Origin of the sequence: Rhizobium sp. N122 (assembly GCF_002211295.1) — a bacterium.
Classification (GTDB): Bacteria; Pseudomonadota; Alphaproteobacteria; order Rhizobiales; family Rhizobiaceae; genus Rhizobium.
Genome location: NZ_LOKU01000002.1, coordinates 72,303 through 88,074, shown reverse-complemented (window position 1 = coordinate 88,074; position 15,772 = coordinate 72,303). Strand labels below are relative to the sequence as shown.

Here is a 15,772-nt window from a genome sequence, read left to right as displayed (position 1 = left end):
TAATGTAAGCCATGTTCCGCTCCGCCGCCGTGCCGATCCGGGACAAATTCCTCGATGCGAACGGTGGATGTGCCAAATCGGGACCCATGGAATCCAAAAAGCCGGAGACGTTTCCGTCCCCGGCTTTCGAGATGGATTGTCGATCGCAGCTCAGCCTTCGAAGAATTCCTTCATCCGGGCGAAGAAGCCCGTCGATTCGGGATTGTTCTCCTTGGAGGAAAGCTGCTCGAATTCCTGCAGCAGTTCGCGCTGGCGTTTGGTGAGTTTTTGCGGTGTCTCGATCTGGATCTGGATGTAGAGATCGCCTGTCTGCGCCGAACGCAGCACCGGCATGCCCTTGCTCTTCAGGCGGAACTGTTTGCCGGCCTGCGTGCCCTCGGGCACGCTGACGCGCGACTTGGTGCCGTCGAGCGTCGCCACGTCGAAGGTGCCGCCGAGAGCGGCCGTCGTCATGGAGATCGGAACGGCGCAATAGAGATCGGCGCCGTCGCGCTGGTAGAATTCATGCGGCTTCACCGACAGGAAGATATAGAGGTCGCCTGCCGGTCCGCCGCGGGCGCCGGCTTCGCCTTCGCCCTGCAGGCGGATGCGTGTGCCATCCTCAATGCCGGCGGGAATATTGACCGAAAGCGAACGCTCTTCCGTCACCCGGCCCTGGCCGTGGCATTTCGGGCAGGGATCGGGAATGATCTGGCCGCGGCCGTGGCAGGTCGGGCAGGTCCGCTCGATCGAGAAGAAGCCCTGTGCGGCGCGCACGCGCCCGCTTCCCTGGCAGGTGCCGCAATTCTTCGGCTGCGTGCCGGGCTTGGCGCCCGATCCCGAACAGACGTCGCAAGTGATCGAGGTGGGAACGCGGATTTGCGCCGTCTTGCCGGAGAAAGCCTCTTCCAGCGTGATTTCCATATTGTAACGAAGGTCGGCGCCGCGTTCGCGGCCGCCCGACGAGCGTTGGCGCGCCCGTCCGCCGCCCATCATCTCGCCGAAGATGTCCTCGAAGATGTCGGAGAAGCCGCCGCCGGCAAATCCGCCGCCGCCACCGCCGCCCATGCCGCCATGCTCGAAAGCCGCATGGCCGTAGCGATCATAGGCCGCCCGCTTCTGCGGGTCCTTGAGCATCTCGTAGGCTTCGTTGATTTCCTTGAACTTGCGTTCGGCGTCCTTGTCATCCGGGTTCTTGTCCGGATGGAATTTCATCGCCAGCTTGCGGAAGGCGCTCTTCAGCTCTTTCTCATCCGCCGTCTTGGCTACACCCAGAGTTTCGTAAAAGTCCGCTTTTGCCATTAAGGATTAAACCCCGGAAATGGATTTCCGGCTGCCATGGTGAGCAGCCGGATCAGGTGTTGAAGCATAACCACGCCGTCGCGGATTACGCGGACTTTTTGCGGTCGTCGTCCTTGATTTCCTCGTAGTCGGCATCGACGACATTGTCGCCGCCTTCCGCAGAGGCATCGCCGGCAGCGCCGCCTTCGGCCTGCTGCGCTTCATAGATCGCCTGGCCGAGTTTCATCGACACTTCCATCAGCGTCTGGGTCTTGGCCTTGATGTCGTCGGCATCCGGCTCGGTTGCTTCCGAAGCGGTCTTCAGCGCGGCGATCGCATCGGAGATCGCGGTGCGGTCGGCCTCGGAAACCTTGTCGCCGTAATCCTTCAGCGACTTTTCGGTCGAGTGGATCAGGCTTTCGGCCTGGTTCCGGGCTTCGACGGCCTCGCGGCGCTTCTTGTCCTCGGTGGCATGGGCTTCGGCATCCTTCACCATCTTCTCGATGTCGGCGTCCGAAAGACCGCCGGAAGCCTGGATGCGGATCTGCTGTTCCTTGCCGGTGCCCTTGTCCTTGGCCGAAACCTGCACGATGCCGTTGGCGTCGATGTCGAAGGTGACTTCGATCTGCGGCATGCCGCGCGGCGACGGCGGCAGGCCGACGAGGTCGAACTGGCCGAGCAGTTTGTTGTCGGCAGCCATTTCACGCTCGCCCTGCGAAACGCGGATGGTCACGGCCTGCTGGTTGTCTTCGGCGGTCGAGAAGGTCTGGCTCTTCTTCGTCGGGATCGTCGTGTTGCGTTCGATCAGGCGGGTGAAGACGCCACCGAGCGTTTCGATGCCGAGCGACAGCGGCGTGACGTCGAGCAGCAGCACGTCCTTGACGTCGCCCTGCAGAACGCCGGCCTGGATGGCGGCGCCGAGTGCGACCACTTCATCCGGGTTGACGCCCTTGTGCGGCTCCTTGCCGAACAACTGCTTGACGACTTCCTGGACCTTCGGCATGCGGCTCATGCCGCCGACGAGAACCACTTCGTCGATTTCGGCCGCGGTGACGCCGGCATCCTTGAGGGCTGCCTTGCACGGCGCGATCGTGCGCTGGACCAGATCGTCGACCAGGCTCTCGAGCTTGGCGCGGGTCAGCTTCAGCGTCAGGTGCTTCGGGCCGGAGGCATCGGCGGTGATGAACGGCAGGTTGATTTCGGTCTGCTGCGAGGACGAAAGCTCGATCTTGGCCTTTTCGGCAGCTTCTTTGAGGCGCTGCAGGGCAAGCTTGTCGTTCTTAAGGTCGATGCCGTTGTCGCGCTTGAATTCGCCGACGAGATATTCGACGAGACGCATGTCGAAGTCTTCACCGCCGAGGAACGTATCGCCGTTGGTGGACTTCACTTCGAAGACGCCGTCGCCGATCTCGAGGATCGAGATATCGAAGGTGCCGCCGCCAAGGTCGTAGACGGCAATCGTCTTGCCTTCTTTTTTGTCGAGGCCGTAGGCGAGCGCGGCAGCGGTCGGCTCGTTGATGATGCGCAGAACTTCAAGACCGGCGATGCGGCCGGCATCCTTGGTTGCCTGGCGCTGTGCGTCGTTGAAATAGGCGGGAACGGTGATGACGGCCTTTTCGACCTTTTCGCCGAGGTAGGACTCGGCGGTTTCCTTCATCTTCTGAAGGATCATCGCGGAAATCTGTGCGGGCGAGTAGCCCTTGCCATTGGCTTCGACCCAGGCGTCGCCATTGTCGCCCTTGACGATGGTGAAGGGAACGAGGTGCTTGTCCTTCTCGACGGTCGGATCTTCATAGCGGCGGCCGATCAGGCGCTTGACTGCAAAGAGCGTGTTTGTCGGGTTGGTGACCGCCTGGCGCTTGGCCGGCTGGCCGACGAGGCGTTCGCTATCCTCGGAAAAGGCCACCATGGAAGGGGTCGTGCGCGCACCTTCCGCATTCTCGATAACCTTCGCGTCCTTGCCGTCCATGACTGCGACGCAGGAATTCGTCGTTCCAAGGTCGATACCAATTACTTTTGCCATGTCATTCTCTCCTTGAAGCAAGCTGTCTGAACCCCGAGAAGGCATTCCCTGACAGCCCCTTACGGGATGGGTCTACTTAAGATTACGCAATCGTGATTGCGGTGATGCGGCGTATATAAGGAGCGGTTTTCTGGACTGCAAGGCGGGAAATGGCTCGGAATCCAGCAAAACGAATGTGTTGCAGTCAATTTTGACAGTCGCCGGGAACGAGCCCGCCCGCCGTCCGGAAAGCGGCCGATTTATAGACCATCCGGTTTGTCCAGGCCATGCAGCAAAACATCTCACTGGCCCATGATCAGATCGAGCAGCGTCGTGCGCCGCGGCTGGACGGAAGAGGTCGACTGCGGCCCCCCGACGTCGCCGGGCGGCACTATGCCGTCGTAGCCGGAACCGCCGCCTTCGGCAATGTCGCCTGGAGGAACCGGCCCGTTGCCGGAGGTCGCGCTCGGTTGCCGGACAGGCGCCTGCGGATAGCGGTTTGAATTGCCGTCGCCGCCGAAGACACCGGAAATAATGCCGCCGATCGTCGAGGGCGGCGCCTCTGCCGTCATCGGCTGCCCGTTGGCCAACTGTCCATCGCCTGGTGCTGCCTGCGCCATCGGCTGGCCATTGGGATCGTCGATCAACTGGCCGTTGCCGAAGAGCGGCGCCGGCGAAAGACCCTTATGGGCGGCGATCATGAATTCCTTCCAGGCTTTGGCAGGAAGACCGCCGCCCGTCACCTTCTTCATCGGTTTACCGTCGTCATTGCCGAACCAGACGCCGGTGGTGAGGTTGCTGGTGAAGCCGACGAAAAGCGCGTCGCGCGAATTCTGCGTCGTGCCGGTCTTTCCCGCTGCCTGCCAGCCGGGGATCTTGGCGCTCTTGCCGGTGCCGCTGTCGATGACGCCCATCATCATCGCATCCATCTCGGCGGCGATCTGCTCGGACAGCACGCGCGGCGGGCTGTCATAGGTGTTTTCGTAGAGAACCTTGCCCTCGGCGGTCGTCACCCGGCGGATGACGTGCGGCGTCGCCTTGTAGCCGCCGTTCATGAAGGCCGCATAGGAGGCGGTGAGCTCCATCAGCGACACCTCGGACGTGCCGAGCGCGATCGAGGCGTTCGGCTGCAGCTCGCTTTCGATGCCGAGCCGGTGGGCGAGCTTGATCACCTGATCCGGCCCGTCATACATCACCAGCTGAGCGGCCACCGTGTTCAGCGACTTGGCGAGTGCGGTCGCCAGCGTTACCTCGCCATTGTATTTCTTCTCGTAATTTTCGGGCGTCCAGTCACCGATACGGATCGGCGCGTCGTTGAACACCGAAAAGGGCGTCAGTCCTTTTTCGAGTGCGGCGGCATAAACGAAGGGCTTGAACGAGGAGCCTGGCTGGCGTTTGGCCTTAACGGCGCGGTTGAACTGGCTCGTCGCATAGTCCCTGCCGCCGACGAGCGCCCGGATTGCGCCGGTGCCGTCGATCGACACCAGCGCCGCCTGCGAGGCGTCGAGCTTTCCGCCCTCCTTGTCGAGCACGTCGACCAGCGATTGCTCGGCCTTCTTCTCCAGCGACTTGTCGATGGTCGTATCGACGATGACGTCCTCCTTGACGTCGCCGATCAGGCCCGGCAGCTCGTCCATCACCATGTCGGCGACATAGTGTCCGGCGCCAGACCAATAGCTCTTGGCGGAAGCCGGGGTTTGCGACATTGCGGTCTTGACCTCGGAATCGGTGATGAAGCCCTGTTCGCGCATTGCCGCAAGCACGAGCTGCGCGCGCGCATTGGCGGCGTCCGGGTCGCGGGCCGGCGAAAGTCGCGACGGCGCCTTGAGCAGGCCGGCCAGCACCGCGGCCTCGCCGAGGTTCACGTCACGCGCCGACTTGTTGAAATAACGGCGCGACGCCGCCTCGACGCCATAGGCGTTCGATCCGAAGAACACCCGGTTGAGATACATGGCAAGGATCTGGTCCTTGGTGTATTTCTGTTCCAGCCAGAGCGAAAGCAGCACCTCCTGCACCTTGCGTTCCAGCGTCCTTTCAGGAGAGAGGAAGAGGTTCTTGGCAAGCTGCTGCGTCAGCGTCGAGCCACCCTGCACCATGTGGCCGGCGGTGAAGTTGGTGACGATCGCCCGGCCGAGGCCGAGCGGGTCGACGCCGAAATGCGAATAGAAACGCCGGTCCTCGATGGCGATGACGGCTTCCGGAATATAGGGCGACATGTTTTCGAGCGACAACGCCTCGCCGCCGGTGGCGCCGCGATTGGCGATGACGCTGCCGTCGACGGCGGTGATCTTGACGTTCGGTGGTCGTTCCGGGATCGCCCAAGTGCTGGCGCTCGGCATGCGCGAGCCATAATAGACGACAAGCCCGGCAACGCCGATGCCGACCCAGATGAACAGCACGACGCACCAGTAGACCACCCGGCGCAGGAAGCCGAAAAAACTGCCGCCTTCGCGCTCTCGCAGCTCGCGCCGCCGCCGCGGGGCAGGGCGTTCCGGCGGCGGCTTGGAGCTGCCACGCCGTGTGGATCGGCTCCCGGCAATGCGGTCATCGGCATCGAGGGAAAACTGGTCATCGTCGCGTGCCGGGCGGCCGCTGAAGGACGGTTCGATTCTGTCGCCTGATCTACCTCTGCCCGCCATCGCCGACCGGTCACACCCCATGTTCGATCGCGAAGCGTGACTTCGCACAACGGCACTCTTCTACTGCGCCACGCATCAAAAGACGCGCAAAGGACGCGGTAGCACTTTGAACTGCTGCATAATTTTCCCCTTAAACCGATTCCGATTGAAGGATGAAATCATGCGGCAGGCGCCGTCACCCGATTGAACTGTAAATGCGGCGATTTAACGGGGTGTTAATAATGGAAAGCAGAACCCGCCGGGGGCGCTCAGAACTGACGGGCTTCGTAGTCCTCGAGGGTCTCCGGGTCCTGCTTATATTCCCACACGCCGAGATGAAATCGGCGCCATATCTGGCCGGAAGGGTTGAGAGGCGCGCCGTCGGTAAGGCGGACGGGAAGGATAGGATTGTGTTTATGCCAAACGGTAATGTCTGTCGCGGTTGCCCGGGCGCCGAAAAGCCCGAAGAAAGCCAGGTAGTCTTGCACCATCAGGGTCCAGCCTCGAACGGATAATCGATCCGCAGCATCATGAAAGTGCAATAAAGAATCCCGCAGCACAAGGGCATCACGGTGCCCTCACATCAAATTGTCGGTGATCTTCCAGGAGGAGCGAAGAAGCAGCTGAAGATGCGTTGCGGGCCGAAATGCGCGCGCTGCTTTCGGCACTCTGCGCACATCTTTTGACTGGTTGGTGGAACCAATGGGCTCCGCGATGGTTTAGGAGGAAGCGGGACAGCCCCTCACGTCCCGCGCCCGGATCGGCCGTCTCCCCTCAACACGCGCCGATCGACATCAGGCCCGGTGCATCCCCTCATGGGAGCGCCGGGCTTTTTCTTGCCTGCCCGCCGGTGGCCGGGCAGGCGAAAGGGACGGCGCTGCCACCGCCCCTTCCTATCTTATTGGTCGCAGGAAGGATCGCCGGGCCGGCAATCCAAATCCCTGCGATCGGGTCTGCGATCCCCGTCTCTCCGGTCGTCCCGTCGATTGTCGTCGCGGCCGTCCCGGTCGCCATTTCGGTCGCGCCAGTCTCTGTTGCGATCTCGATCTCGCCGATCTCTGTCGCCGTCCCGGTTGCGATCGCCGTCGCGCCAGTTCCGATCGCGATCCCGCCAATCCCGATCCCGATTATCGCGATCTCTGTCACGATCCCGATTATCGCGGTCGCGATAATAGTAGTCCGGGCCGCGGCTCCAGCGGTCGCGCTCACGATAGAAATCGCGGTTGCGGTAGTAACGATCCCAGTAATTGTCGACGCTGAAGCGGATGACCGGAATGCCGAGCGGACGGTAATATTGCGGACCGACATAGATGCGGCGCTGCTGATAGAGGGCTTGCACATATTGGCCGGAGACCCAGCCGCGGCCACCGTAGAACTCCACGTCGCACCAGTTGAGATCGGAAAGGCAGCCGCGGATCTCAACGGAGGAGCCGGCGGGTATGACCGCGACGGCGGGATATCGGGTGCTCGGACCCGCGCGCATGTTGACGTTCGCCGTCGCATAGCCTTCGGCAGCCTGCGCGATCACGGGCGCCAGCATGAACAGGCCGGCCGCGGCAATTTTAGCAAACAGATTTTTCACGCTTTCTCACTCCTCGTAGGCGCATTTGGCCATCGCCTGGCTGCACATGCCTGGCGTCCGCCGTCTGAAACGAAAGGTCGAGCGACCGCCCGCATTTGCGAAAGCGTTATCATTCACCTTGTCTTTCAATGACTTATATGCGGCCCGCGATGAACGTAGCTTGAACGCGAAACTGCTGCCAATGCCTTGAGGCCGTCGAGTGCTTCCAATGACGCGGCGATCCCGCGCGCCGTTAACGATCTGTTAACCTTTCCGAGGCAGTCTGGCTGCAATACCCGCTTCTCGTTGACCACGGATGTACTGGCACCGAGCGGGCGGATGACGAAAGGCCGGTTTTCACCGGCCTTTTTGTTGTCGCGATCTGGCAGTCCGTTTCGTTCAGGCGGCGAGCGCCTGAAGAATCCGCACCCAGGAGCGGATACCCTTGTGGTAGGAGACAAGCTCGTATTTCTCGTTTGGCGAATGGATGCGGTCGTCGCTGAGGCCGAAGCCGACGAGCAGCGATTCCATGCCAAGCATTTTCTGGAAGTCGCCGACGATCGGGATCGACCCGCCCATGCCGATGACGATGGCGGGTTTCGGCCACTCGTCGGACAGCGCCGTCTTCGCCTTGGTCAGAACCGGCGAATCATAGGAGAGGTGGATCGCCGGCGAGCCGCCATGCGGATGGAACTCGACCGAGCAGTCGGCCGGAATCTTTGAACGCATATAGGCGCGGAAAGCCTCGCGGACGGCGGCCGGATCCTGCGTGCCGACGAGGCGGAACGAAACCTTCGCCGAAGCCTTGGCGGCGATCACCGTCTTGAAGCCTTCGCCGGTATATCCGCCCCAGATGCCGTTGATTTCGGCGGTCGGCCGCGCCCAGGTGAGCTCCAGCACTGAACGGCCCTTTTCGCCGGAGGGAATGGAAAGGCCGACTTCGCCGAGGAAGCTCTCGGCGGTCTTGCCGAGCGTCTCCCATGACGCCTTGATGTTGTCGGGAGTTTCCTCGACGCCGTCGTAGAAACCGTCAAGCGTGATGCGGCCCGTCTTGTCATGCAGGCCGGCGAGAGCCTCGACGAGAATGTGGATCGGATTGGCCGCAGCGCCCCCGAAGAGACCGGAATGCAGGTCGCGGTCGGCGGCCGTGACGGTGACTTCCTCGCCGACAAGGCCGCGCAGTGCGGCGGCGATCGCCGGCGTGTCGCGGTCCCACATGCCGGTATCGCAGACCAGCGCATAATCGGCCTTGAGTTCGGTGGCATTGGCTTCGAGGAAGGGCTTCAGCGACGGCGAGCCGGATTCTTCTTCGCCTTCGAAGAGAATGGTGATGCGGCAGGGAAGCGCGCCGTTGATTTCCTTATAGGCGCGGCAGGCCTCGACGAAGGTCATCAACTGGCCCTTGTCGTCGGAGGTGCCGCGGCCTGTCAGGATCTTGCGGCCGTCGCCGACATCCTTGATCGACGGCTCGAAGGGGTCGTTTTCCCAAAGCTCGATCGGGTCGACCGGCTGAACGTCGTAATGGCCGTAGAACAGAACGTGCGGCGCGTCGGTGGACGCGCCGGCATGGTGGGCGACGACCATCGGATGGCCTGGCGTGTCGCGAACGGAGGCTTCGAAGCCGAGCGTTTCGAGATAGCGGACGAGCCATTCGGCGGCCTTGCGGCATTCGGGTTTGTAGGCGGGATCGGTGGAAATCGACTGGATGCGCAGCAGCTCGAACAGCTTTTCGAGGCTCGAAGAAAGATTCTGGTCCACACGCGAAAGAACCGGTTGTATGTCGGCCATTTTCGACTCCTTTTCGAAATTTGGCGGGACGATAGACCAAAGCAGGAAAGCAGGCGAGGCGGAAAAGGAAAAAATCAGGGGCGCGCAAGCGTGCCGAAACGACGTGGATCCAACCTCGTGGAGGGGGCGGCTCACGATAATAAAGAAAGATCTAATTCAATTTACAGTTAATTAGCACAACCTAAATAGCATCGACCGAAAACCAGCTGTTCGGGGGGGCGCAGATGTTTTCGGTCATTGCCTGTATTCGCGACAATCACGATTGGCGCCTGGTCATCGTGGCGGCCGCGGTCTGTCTGGTTGGCGCCATGGCGGCGATGCTGCTGCTTTCCCGTGCCCAGGAGTGCGACGCCGGGCAGCGCAAGCTCTGGATCGGTGCGTCGGGCTTTGCCTTCGGCACCGGCGTATGGGCAACGCATTTCATCGCGATGCTCGCTTATGACGGCGGCACGCCGATCAGTTACGCGCTCGACCTGACGCTGCTTTCCTTTTTGCTGTCGGTCGCAGGCTCATGGGTGGCGATCCTCGCCGGCTCGCAACGTGAGGGACGGTTTTCCCGTGTCCGCGGCGGAATTCTGATGGCGTTTGGCATCGCCTCCATGCACCTGACCGGCATGCAGGCGATCGAGACACAGGCGGTCATCCTCTACGATCCGGTGATGACGCTGACGGCGGTCGTCGCCGGAATGCTACTGTCGAGCGCCGCCTTCCATATCTTCTTCAATCTGAAGGGCATAAGGCGTCTCCTGACCTCGTCGCTGGTCTTCGTCCTCGCCATCTGCACCCTTCACTTCATCTCGATGGGCAGCATTACGCTTGTGCCGGACCCCGGCATGCAGGTTCCCACATTGGTGCTCGACACCCGGGTGCTCGCCGCCATTGTCGTGGTGGCGGCAACGGCTCTTATCCTGGTCGCGCTTGCCGTGGTCTTCGTCCAGAGCCATCTGACGGATCTGCGCGGACTTGCCAATGCCTCGCAGGAGGGGCTGCTGATCCTGCGCGACGGCCGGATCATCGATGTCAACGAACGGTTCCAGGCCTTGTCGGGCTGGAAGCTTGCCGATCTCTCGGGCAAGGCTCCCTCGGATGTGCTGACGGTCGTTCAGGGACCTCGGGAGAACAGGTCCGGCGAGACGCTGCTGAACACCCGCACCGGCAGAGAGATTGCCGTGGAAGCAAACGCCAGCAGGATCGTTTATCGCGGCCGCAATTGCGAGGTGCTGGCGGTGCGTGACCTCACCGAGCGCAAGCAGGCCGAGGAGATGATCGAGCATCTCGCCCACCACGACGTGCTCACCGATCTGCCCAACAGGTCGCTGTTCGACACCCGTATCCGGCAGGCGCTGCAGGTGGCGGAACGCAAGAACACCGAGGTCGCGCTGTTCTGTCTCGACCTCGATCGGTTCAAGGCCGTCAATGACATTTTCGGCCACGCGGAAGGCGACCGCATTCTCCGCAAGGTCGCCTCCATCCTGCGCCGGGTGGCCGGCGAGAACGATACGATCGCCCGGCTCGGCGGCGACGAATTCGCCATCATCCAGTCCGCCGGGCAGCAGCCGGCGTCGGCGCAAAAGCTTGCGGCTGATATCATCGACGAATTCGCCGCCGAGATGGACACGGCCCGTGACCCCACAGCCGTCGGCGTCAGCCTCGGCATCGCGTTCTATCCGAGGGACGGGCGCACGGCCGAAGAACTCTGCAACAATGCCGATACCGCGCTCTACCGGGTCAAGCATGATGGCCGCGGCAGGGCCTGTTTCTTCGACGCGGAAATGGACGAAGCGGCGCGCAACCGCCGCCAGATCGAAAGCGACCTGCGCCACGCGATCATCCGCAACCAACTCCATGTCAGCTATCAGCCGATCCTCAACGCGCAGAACGGCGAGATCAGCGGCTACGAGGCCTTGATGCGCTGGCACCGGCCGGGCCACGGCCTGACCGAGCCCGACATTTTCATCCCGATCGCCGAGGAAAGCGGATCGATCGTTCAGCTCGGCGAATGGATATTGCAGCAGGCCTGCATGGAGGCCGCGCGCTGGCCGCAGCCGCTGAGGATTGCGGTCAATGTTTCGCCGGTGCAGTTCATGCTGCCCAACCTGTGCGAGCGGGTCGAGGCGGTCCTCGCCGAGACGGGGCTCGCAGCCGATCGGCTGGAGCTTGAGATCACCGAGACAGCCCTGATCCGCGATCGCGACCGGGTGATGGCAACGCTCCAGCGCCTGCGTCGGTTGGGGGTGCACATCGTCATGGACGATTTCGGCACCGGCTACTCGTCACTGTCGAACCTGCGCTCGTTTCCCTTCGACAAAATCAAGGTCGACCGCAGCTTCACCGGCGTGCTGGAGCATGATGCGGCGGCGCGATCGATCGTGCGCGCGATCATCGGCCTCGGCCACAGTCTCGGCATGCCCGTCGTCACCGAGGGTGTGGAAACGGAAATGCAGCGCCGGATCGTCGTCGAGGAAGGCTGCGCGCAGGTGCAGGGCCTGTTGCTCGGCAAGCCGGATATCGAGCCGAGCATGAAGCCAGTCGTTCGCAAAAGCATCCTGTCGGAGCAGGCCGGAACCGGCATGCCGCCGCGACGGCGCACACGTCTTGTCAGCGAATAATCGCAGCGAATGATCGCCCTCAGAGCGCCTTGGCGTTTTCCAGAAGCCGGCGGATATATTCGAGCGTCAGCTCGCGCTCGAAACCCCGAAAGCCCTTAAACAGCGCAAGGTCGGCCTCGCGCGCGGTTTCGATCGCCTCGGCCTCCATGGCGCGGGCCTTCGGCGTTAGGAAGAGCAGTTGCGCCCGCTTGTCGGATGGATGCGGCCGGCGCTCGATCAGCCCGTCGCGGACCATGCGCGACAGCGTATTGGCCATGGTCGCCTGCTCGATATCGACCCGCTCGAGAAGCTGTTTCTGGGTCAGCCCGTCCTCGGCCCAGAGCTCCAGCAGAATGGGAAACTGGCCCGGAGAAAAACCGAGGCCGACCGCGCGCTGATGCAGCGAGCGAGCAAAACCCTTCGCCAGTTGGCTGGCAAGGTAAGCTCCCGAATCCATGCGGTTAAATCCCATGATTGCAAGTTAGGCTCAAAACCATCCCGGAGACAATGCAGCAAATCGCATGCGATACTTCAAAATATGCGAGGGGCGATGATAATTTCGAGGGCCTGGAAAAAACAAAAGTCGCCATGGCCTGGAGGTTGGCCATGGCGACCTTAAAGTGGGGACAAAGGCCCGGAGAGGGGGATAAGGCCTTTGTCCAAGCCTGACGCGGCGGGGGACAAGCCGGTAATCAGACCCGCGGCGCGATCAAGCGCCGGTGACATGGATTTGTGCCTGAGAATGTGGTTTTTCAAGGGAGGGCGATCGTTACAAATCGGTAACAGTTTGGTGAGCGGAATCTTCCGCGCCACCCGCCGAACTTTAGATGGACCTCGTCCCGTGCCCGCGCTATCCATGCAGCCATGAAAAAAGGCGATCACCTCTTCCTAGTCGATGGTTCCGGATTCATCTTCCGGGCGTTTCATGCACTGCCACCGCTGACCCGCAAGACCGACGGCCTGCCGATCGGCGCCGTTTCCGGTTTCTGCAACATGCTGTGGAAGCTGTTGAGGGATGCGCGCAATACCGATGTCGGCGTCACGCCGACCCATCTTGCCGTCATCTTCGACTATTCCGCCAAGACGTTCCGCAAGGATCTCTACGACGCCTACAAGGCGAACCGCTCCGCCCCGCCGGAAGAGCTCGTTCCCCAGTTCGGCCTGATCCGCGAGGCGACCCGCGCCTTCAACCTGCCCTGCATCGAGACCGAAGGCTTCGAGGCCGATGATATCATCGCCACCTATGCCCGCCAGGCCGAGGCAACAGGGGCTGATGTCACCATCGTCTCTTCCGACAAGGACCTGATGCAGCTCGTCAGCCCGAATGTCCATATGTATGACAGCATGAAGGACAAGCAGATCGGCATTCCCGATGTGATCGAGAAATGGGGCGTGCCGCCGGAAAAGATGATCGACCTGCAGGCGATGACCGGTGATTCCGTCGACAATGTGCCCGGCATCCCTGGCATCGGCCCGAAAACCGCCGCCCAGCTGCTGGAGGAATACGGCGATCTCGACACGCTGCTCGACCGCGCCACCGAGATCAAGCAGGTCAAGCGCCGCGAGACGATCCTTGCCAATATCGATATGGCCAGGCTCTCTCGCGACCTCGTGCGGCTGCGCACCGATGTGCCGCTCGACCTCGATCTCGACGCGCTGGTGCTGGAGCCGCAGAACGGCCCGAAGCTGATCGGCTTCCTCAAGACGATGGAATTCACGACGCTGACGCGCCGCGTCGCCGAAGTCTGCGATTGCGATGCCAGCGCCATCGAACCGGCGATCGTCCACATCGAATGGGGCAAGGCTGCCCACGGCCCCGATCTCGACGCGGCCGAGCCGGCCCCGGTTGCCGGCGGCATCCCCGAGATCTCGGGCGAATCGGTGCCGGTGCCGCCGCGTGCGAAGGCCAAAGCTTCGGTCGAAGGCGCCTTTTCGCCTGCCGATCTCGCCAAGGCGCGGGCCGAAGCTTTTGCCACACTGCCCTTCGATCATTCGACCTATGTGACGATCCGCGATCTCGCCACGCTCGACCGGTGGATCGCCGATGCGCGCGATACCGGCCTCGTTGCTTTCGATACCGAGACGACCTCGCTGGATGCGATGCAGGCCGAGCTTGTCGGCTTCTCGCTGGCGATCGCCGACAATACGGCCGATCCCACCGGCACGAAGATCCGCGCCGCCTATGTGCCGCTCACCCATAAGAACGGCGTCGGCGATCTGCTCGGCGGCGGCCTTGCCGACAACCAGATCCCCATGCGCGATGCCTTGCCGCGGCTGAAGGCCCTGCTGGAGGACGGTGCGGTCCTCAAGGTCGCGCAGAACCTGAAATACGATTATCTGCTGTTGAAGCGTTACGGCATCGAGACCAAGAGCTTCGATGACACGATGCTGATCTCCTACGTGCTCGACGCCGGCACCGGCGCCCATGGCATGGATCCGCTCTCGGAAAAATTCCTCGGTCATACGCCCATCCCCTACAAGGATGTGGCCGGCAGCGGCAAGGCGAACGTCACCTTCGATCTCGTCGATATCGACCGCGCCACCCATTATGCCGCCGAAGATGCCGACGTGACGCTGCGGCTGTGGCTGGTGCTGAAGCCGCGGCTGGCGGCCGCCGGATTGACCAGCGTCTATGAACGGCTTGAGCGGCCGCTGCTGCCGGTGCTGGCGCGCATGGAAGCCCGCGGCATCACCGTCGACCGGCAGATCCTGTCGCGCCTGTCCGGCGAACTGGCCCAGGGTGCTGCGCGCCTGGAAGACGAGATCTATACGCTCGCCGGCGAGCGGTTCAATATCGGCTCGCCGAAGCAGCTCGGCGATATCCTGTTCGGCAAGATGGGTCTTGCCGGCGGCAGCAAGACGAAGACCGGGCAATGGTCGACCTCTGCCTCGGTGCTCGAGGATCTGGCCGCCGCCGGTTTCGAGCTGCCGCGTAAGATCGTCGACTGGCGCCAGCTCACCAAGCTGAAATCCACCTATACCGACGCGCTGCCCGGTTATGTGCACGCGGAGACCAAGCGGGTCCACACCTCCTATTCGCTGGCCTCGACGACGACGGGGCGCCTGTCCTCCTCCGAGCCGAACCTGCAGAACATTCCGGTGCGCACCGCGGAAGGCCGCAAGATCCGCACCGCCTTCATCTCGACGCCGGGCCACAAGCTGATTTCCGCCGACTACAGCCAGATCGAATTGCGCGTGCTTGCCCATGTGGCCGAGATCCCGCAGCTGACCAAGGCCTTCGAGGATGGCGTCGACATTCACGCGATGACGGCGTCGGAAATGTTCGGCGTGCCGGTCGAGGGCATGCCAGGCGAGGTGCGACGTCGCGCCAAGGCGATCAATTTCGGCATCATCTACGGCATCTCGGCCTTCGGCCTTGCCAACCAGCTGTCGATCGAGCGGTCGGAAGCCGGCGACTACATCAAGAAGTATTTCGAGCGTTTCCCCGGAATCCGCGACTATATGGAAAGCCGCAAGGCCATGGCGCGCGACAAGGGCTATGTCGAAACCATCTTCGGGCGGCGAATCAACTACCCCGAAATCCGCTCTTCCAATCCGTCGGTGCGCGCCTTCAACGAGCGCGCCGCGATCAACGCGCCGATCCAGGGCTCGGCTGCCGACGTCATCCGCCGGGCGATGATCAGGATGGAGCCGGCGCTCGCCGAGGTCGGTCTTGGCGAGCGTGTCCGCATGCTGCTGCAGGTGCATGACGAACTTATTTTCGAAGTCGAGGATGAGGATGTCGAAAAGGCGATGCCGGTTATCGTCTCGGTCATGGAAAACGCCACCATGCCGGCGCTCGAAATGCGCGTGCCGCTGAGGGTCGACGCGCGCGCCGCCAGCAATTGGGACGAGGCGCATTAGCCTCGTCTCCACAAAATAGGCAAAGATTTTTCCGTTTGATTCAACTCACTGAAATCGCAGCGAATTAGCGACGGGAGCCGTATCGGAACGA

At 62.3% G+C, this 15,772-nt stretch carries 9 protein-coding genes; 2 read left to right on the top strand and 7 right to left on the bottom strand.

Going from position 1 to position 15,772, the window contains the following annotated elements:
* Positions 1–150 precede the first annotated feature (150 nt).
* The 6 genes from dnaJ to ATY75_RS02225 all read right to left on the bottom strand — a co-directional run bounded on the left by dnaJ (position 151) and on the right by ATY75_RS02225 (position 9,229).
* Positions 151–1,281, bottom strand: coding sequence for a molecular chaperone DnaJ (gene dnaJ / locus ATY75_RS02250; protein ID WP_012559503.1), 1,131 nt, complete (start codon positions 1,279–1,281; stop codon positions 151–153).
* Between the two features lie 85 nt (positions 1,282–1,366).
* Complete coding sequence (dnaK, locus tag ATY75_RS02245; RefSeq protein ID WP_064835718.1) at positions 1,367–3,283, bottom strand: molecular chaperone DnaK; 1,917 nt, start codon at positions 3,281–3,283, stop codon at positions 1,367–1,369.
* A gap of 281 nt (positions 3,284–3,564) precedes the next feature.
* A complete protein-coding gene (locus ATY75_RS02240) occupies positions 3,565–5,901 on the bottom strand; it encodes a transglycosylase domain-containing protein (RefSeq protein ID WP_088936312.1) in 2,337 nt (778 codons plus the stop codon).
* A 248-nt stretch (positions 5,902–6,149) separates the two neighbouring features.
* The gene (locus tag ATY75_RS02235; protein ID WP_088936311.1) at positions 6,150–6,371 is read right to left on the bottom strand and encodes a hypothetical protein; all 222 of its coding nucleotides are present in this window, start codon (positions 6,369–6,371) and stop codon (positions 6,150–6,152) included.
* 407 nt (positions 6,372–6,778) lie between these two features.
* Positions 6,779–7,462 carry an SH3 domain-containing protein gene (locus ATY75_RS02230; protein WP_088936310.1) on the bottom strand — a complete coding sequence of 228 codons (684 nt, stop codon included), beginning with the start codon at positions 7,460–7,462 and terminating at the stop codon, positions 6,779–6,781.
* A gap of 378 nt (positions 7,463–7,840) precedes the next feature.
* The gene (locus ATY75_RS02225; protein ID WP_088936309.1) at positions 7,841–9,229 is read right to left on the bottom strand and encodes a dipeptidase; all 1,389 of its coding nucleotides are present in this window, start codon (positions 9,227–9,229) and stop codon (positions 7,841–7,843) included.
* 224 nt (positions 9,230–9,453) lie between these two features.
* Between ATY75_RS02225 and ATY75_RS02215 the strand changes: the two genes are divergently transcribed.
* Positions 9,454–11,838 (top strand): EAL domain-containing protein, encoded by a 2,385-nt coding sequence (locus ATY75_RS02215; RefSeq protein ID WP_088936307.1) that lies wholly within the window; start codon positions 9,454–9,456, stop codon positions 11,836–11,838.
* 19 nt (positions 11,839–11,857) lie between these two features.
* On the opposite strand, the gene ATY75_RS02210 is transcribed toward ATY75_RS02215, so the two are convergent.
* Complete coding sequence (locus tag ATY75_RS02210) at positions 11,858–12,274, bottom strand: MarR family transcriptional regulator (protein ID WP_088936306.1); 417 nt, start codon at positions 12,272–12,274, stop codon at positions 11,858–11,860.
* 407 nt (positions 12,275–12,681) lie between these two features.
* On the opposite strand from ATY75_RS02210, the gene polA reads away from it, so the two are divergent.
* The gene (polA, locus tag ATY75_RS02200; RefSeq protein WP_088936305.1) at positions 12,682–15,681 is read left to right on the top strand and encodes a DNA polymerase I; all 3,000 of its coding nucleotides are present in this window, start codon (positions 12,682–12,684) and stop codon (positions 15,679–15,681) included.
* Positions 15,682–15,772 lie beyond the last annotated feature (91 nt).

Excerpts from the sequence above, each read along its gene's own strand:
- dnaJ (WP_012559503.1), bottom strand. The coding sequence starts at position 1,281 with ATGGCAAAAGCGGACTTTTACGAAACTCTGGGTGTAGCCAAGACGGCG.
- dnaK (WP_064835718.1), bottom strand. The coding sequence starts at position 3,283 with ATGGCAAAAGTAATTGGTATCGACCTTGGAACGACGAATTCCTGCGTC.
- ATY75_RS02240 (WP_088936312.1), bottom strand. The coding sequence starts at position 5,901 with ATGGCGGGCAGAGGTAGATCAGGCGACAGAATCGAACCGTCCTTCAGC.
- ATY75_RS02235 (WP_088936311.1), bottom strand. The coding sequence starts at position 6,371 with ATGGTGCAAGACTACCTGGCTTTCTTCGGGCTTTTCGGCGCCCGGGCA.
- ATY75_RS02225 (WP_088936309.1), bottom strand. The coding sequence starts at position 9,229 with ATGGCCGACATACAACCGGTTCTTTCGCGTGTGGACCAGAATCTTTCT.
- ATY75_RS02215 (WP_088936307.1), top strand. The coding sequence starts at position 9,454 with ATGTTTTCGGTCATTGCCTGTATTCGCGACAATCACGATTGGCGCCTG.
- ATY75_RS02210 (WP_088936306.1), bottom strand. The coding sequence starts at position 12,274 with ATGGATTCGGGAGCTTACCTTGCCAGCCAACTGGCGAAGGGTTTTGCT.
- polA (WP_088936305.1), top strand. The coding sequence starts at position 12,682 with ATGAAAAAAGGCGATCACCTCTTCCTAGTCGATGGTTCCGGATTCATC.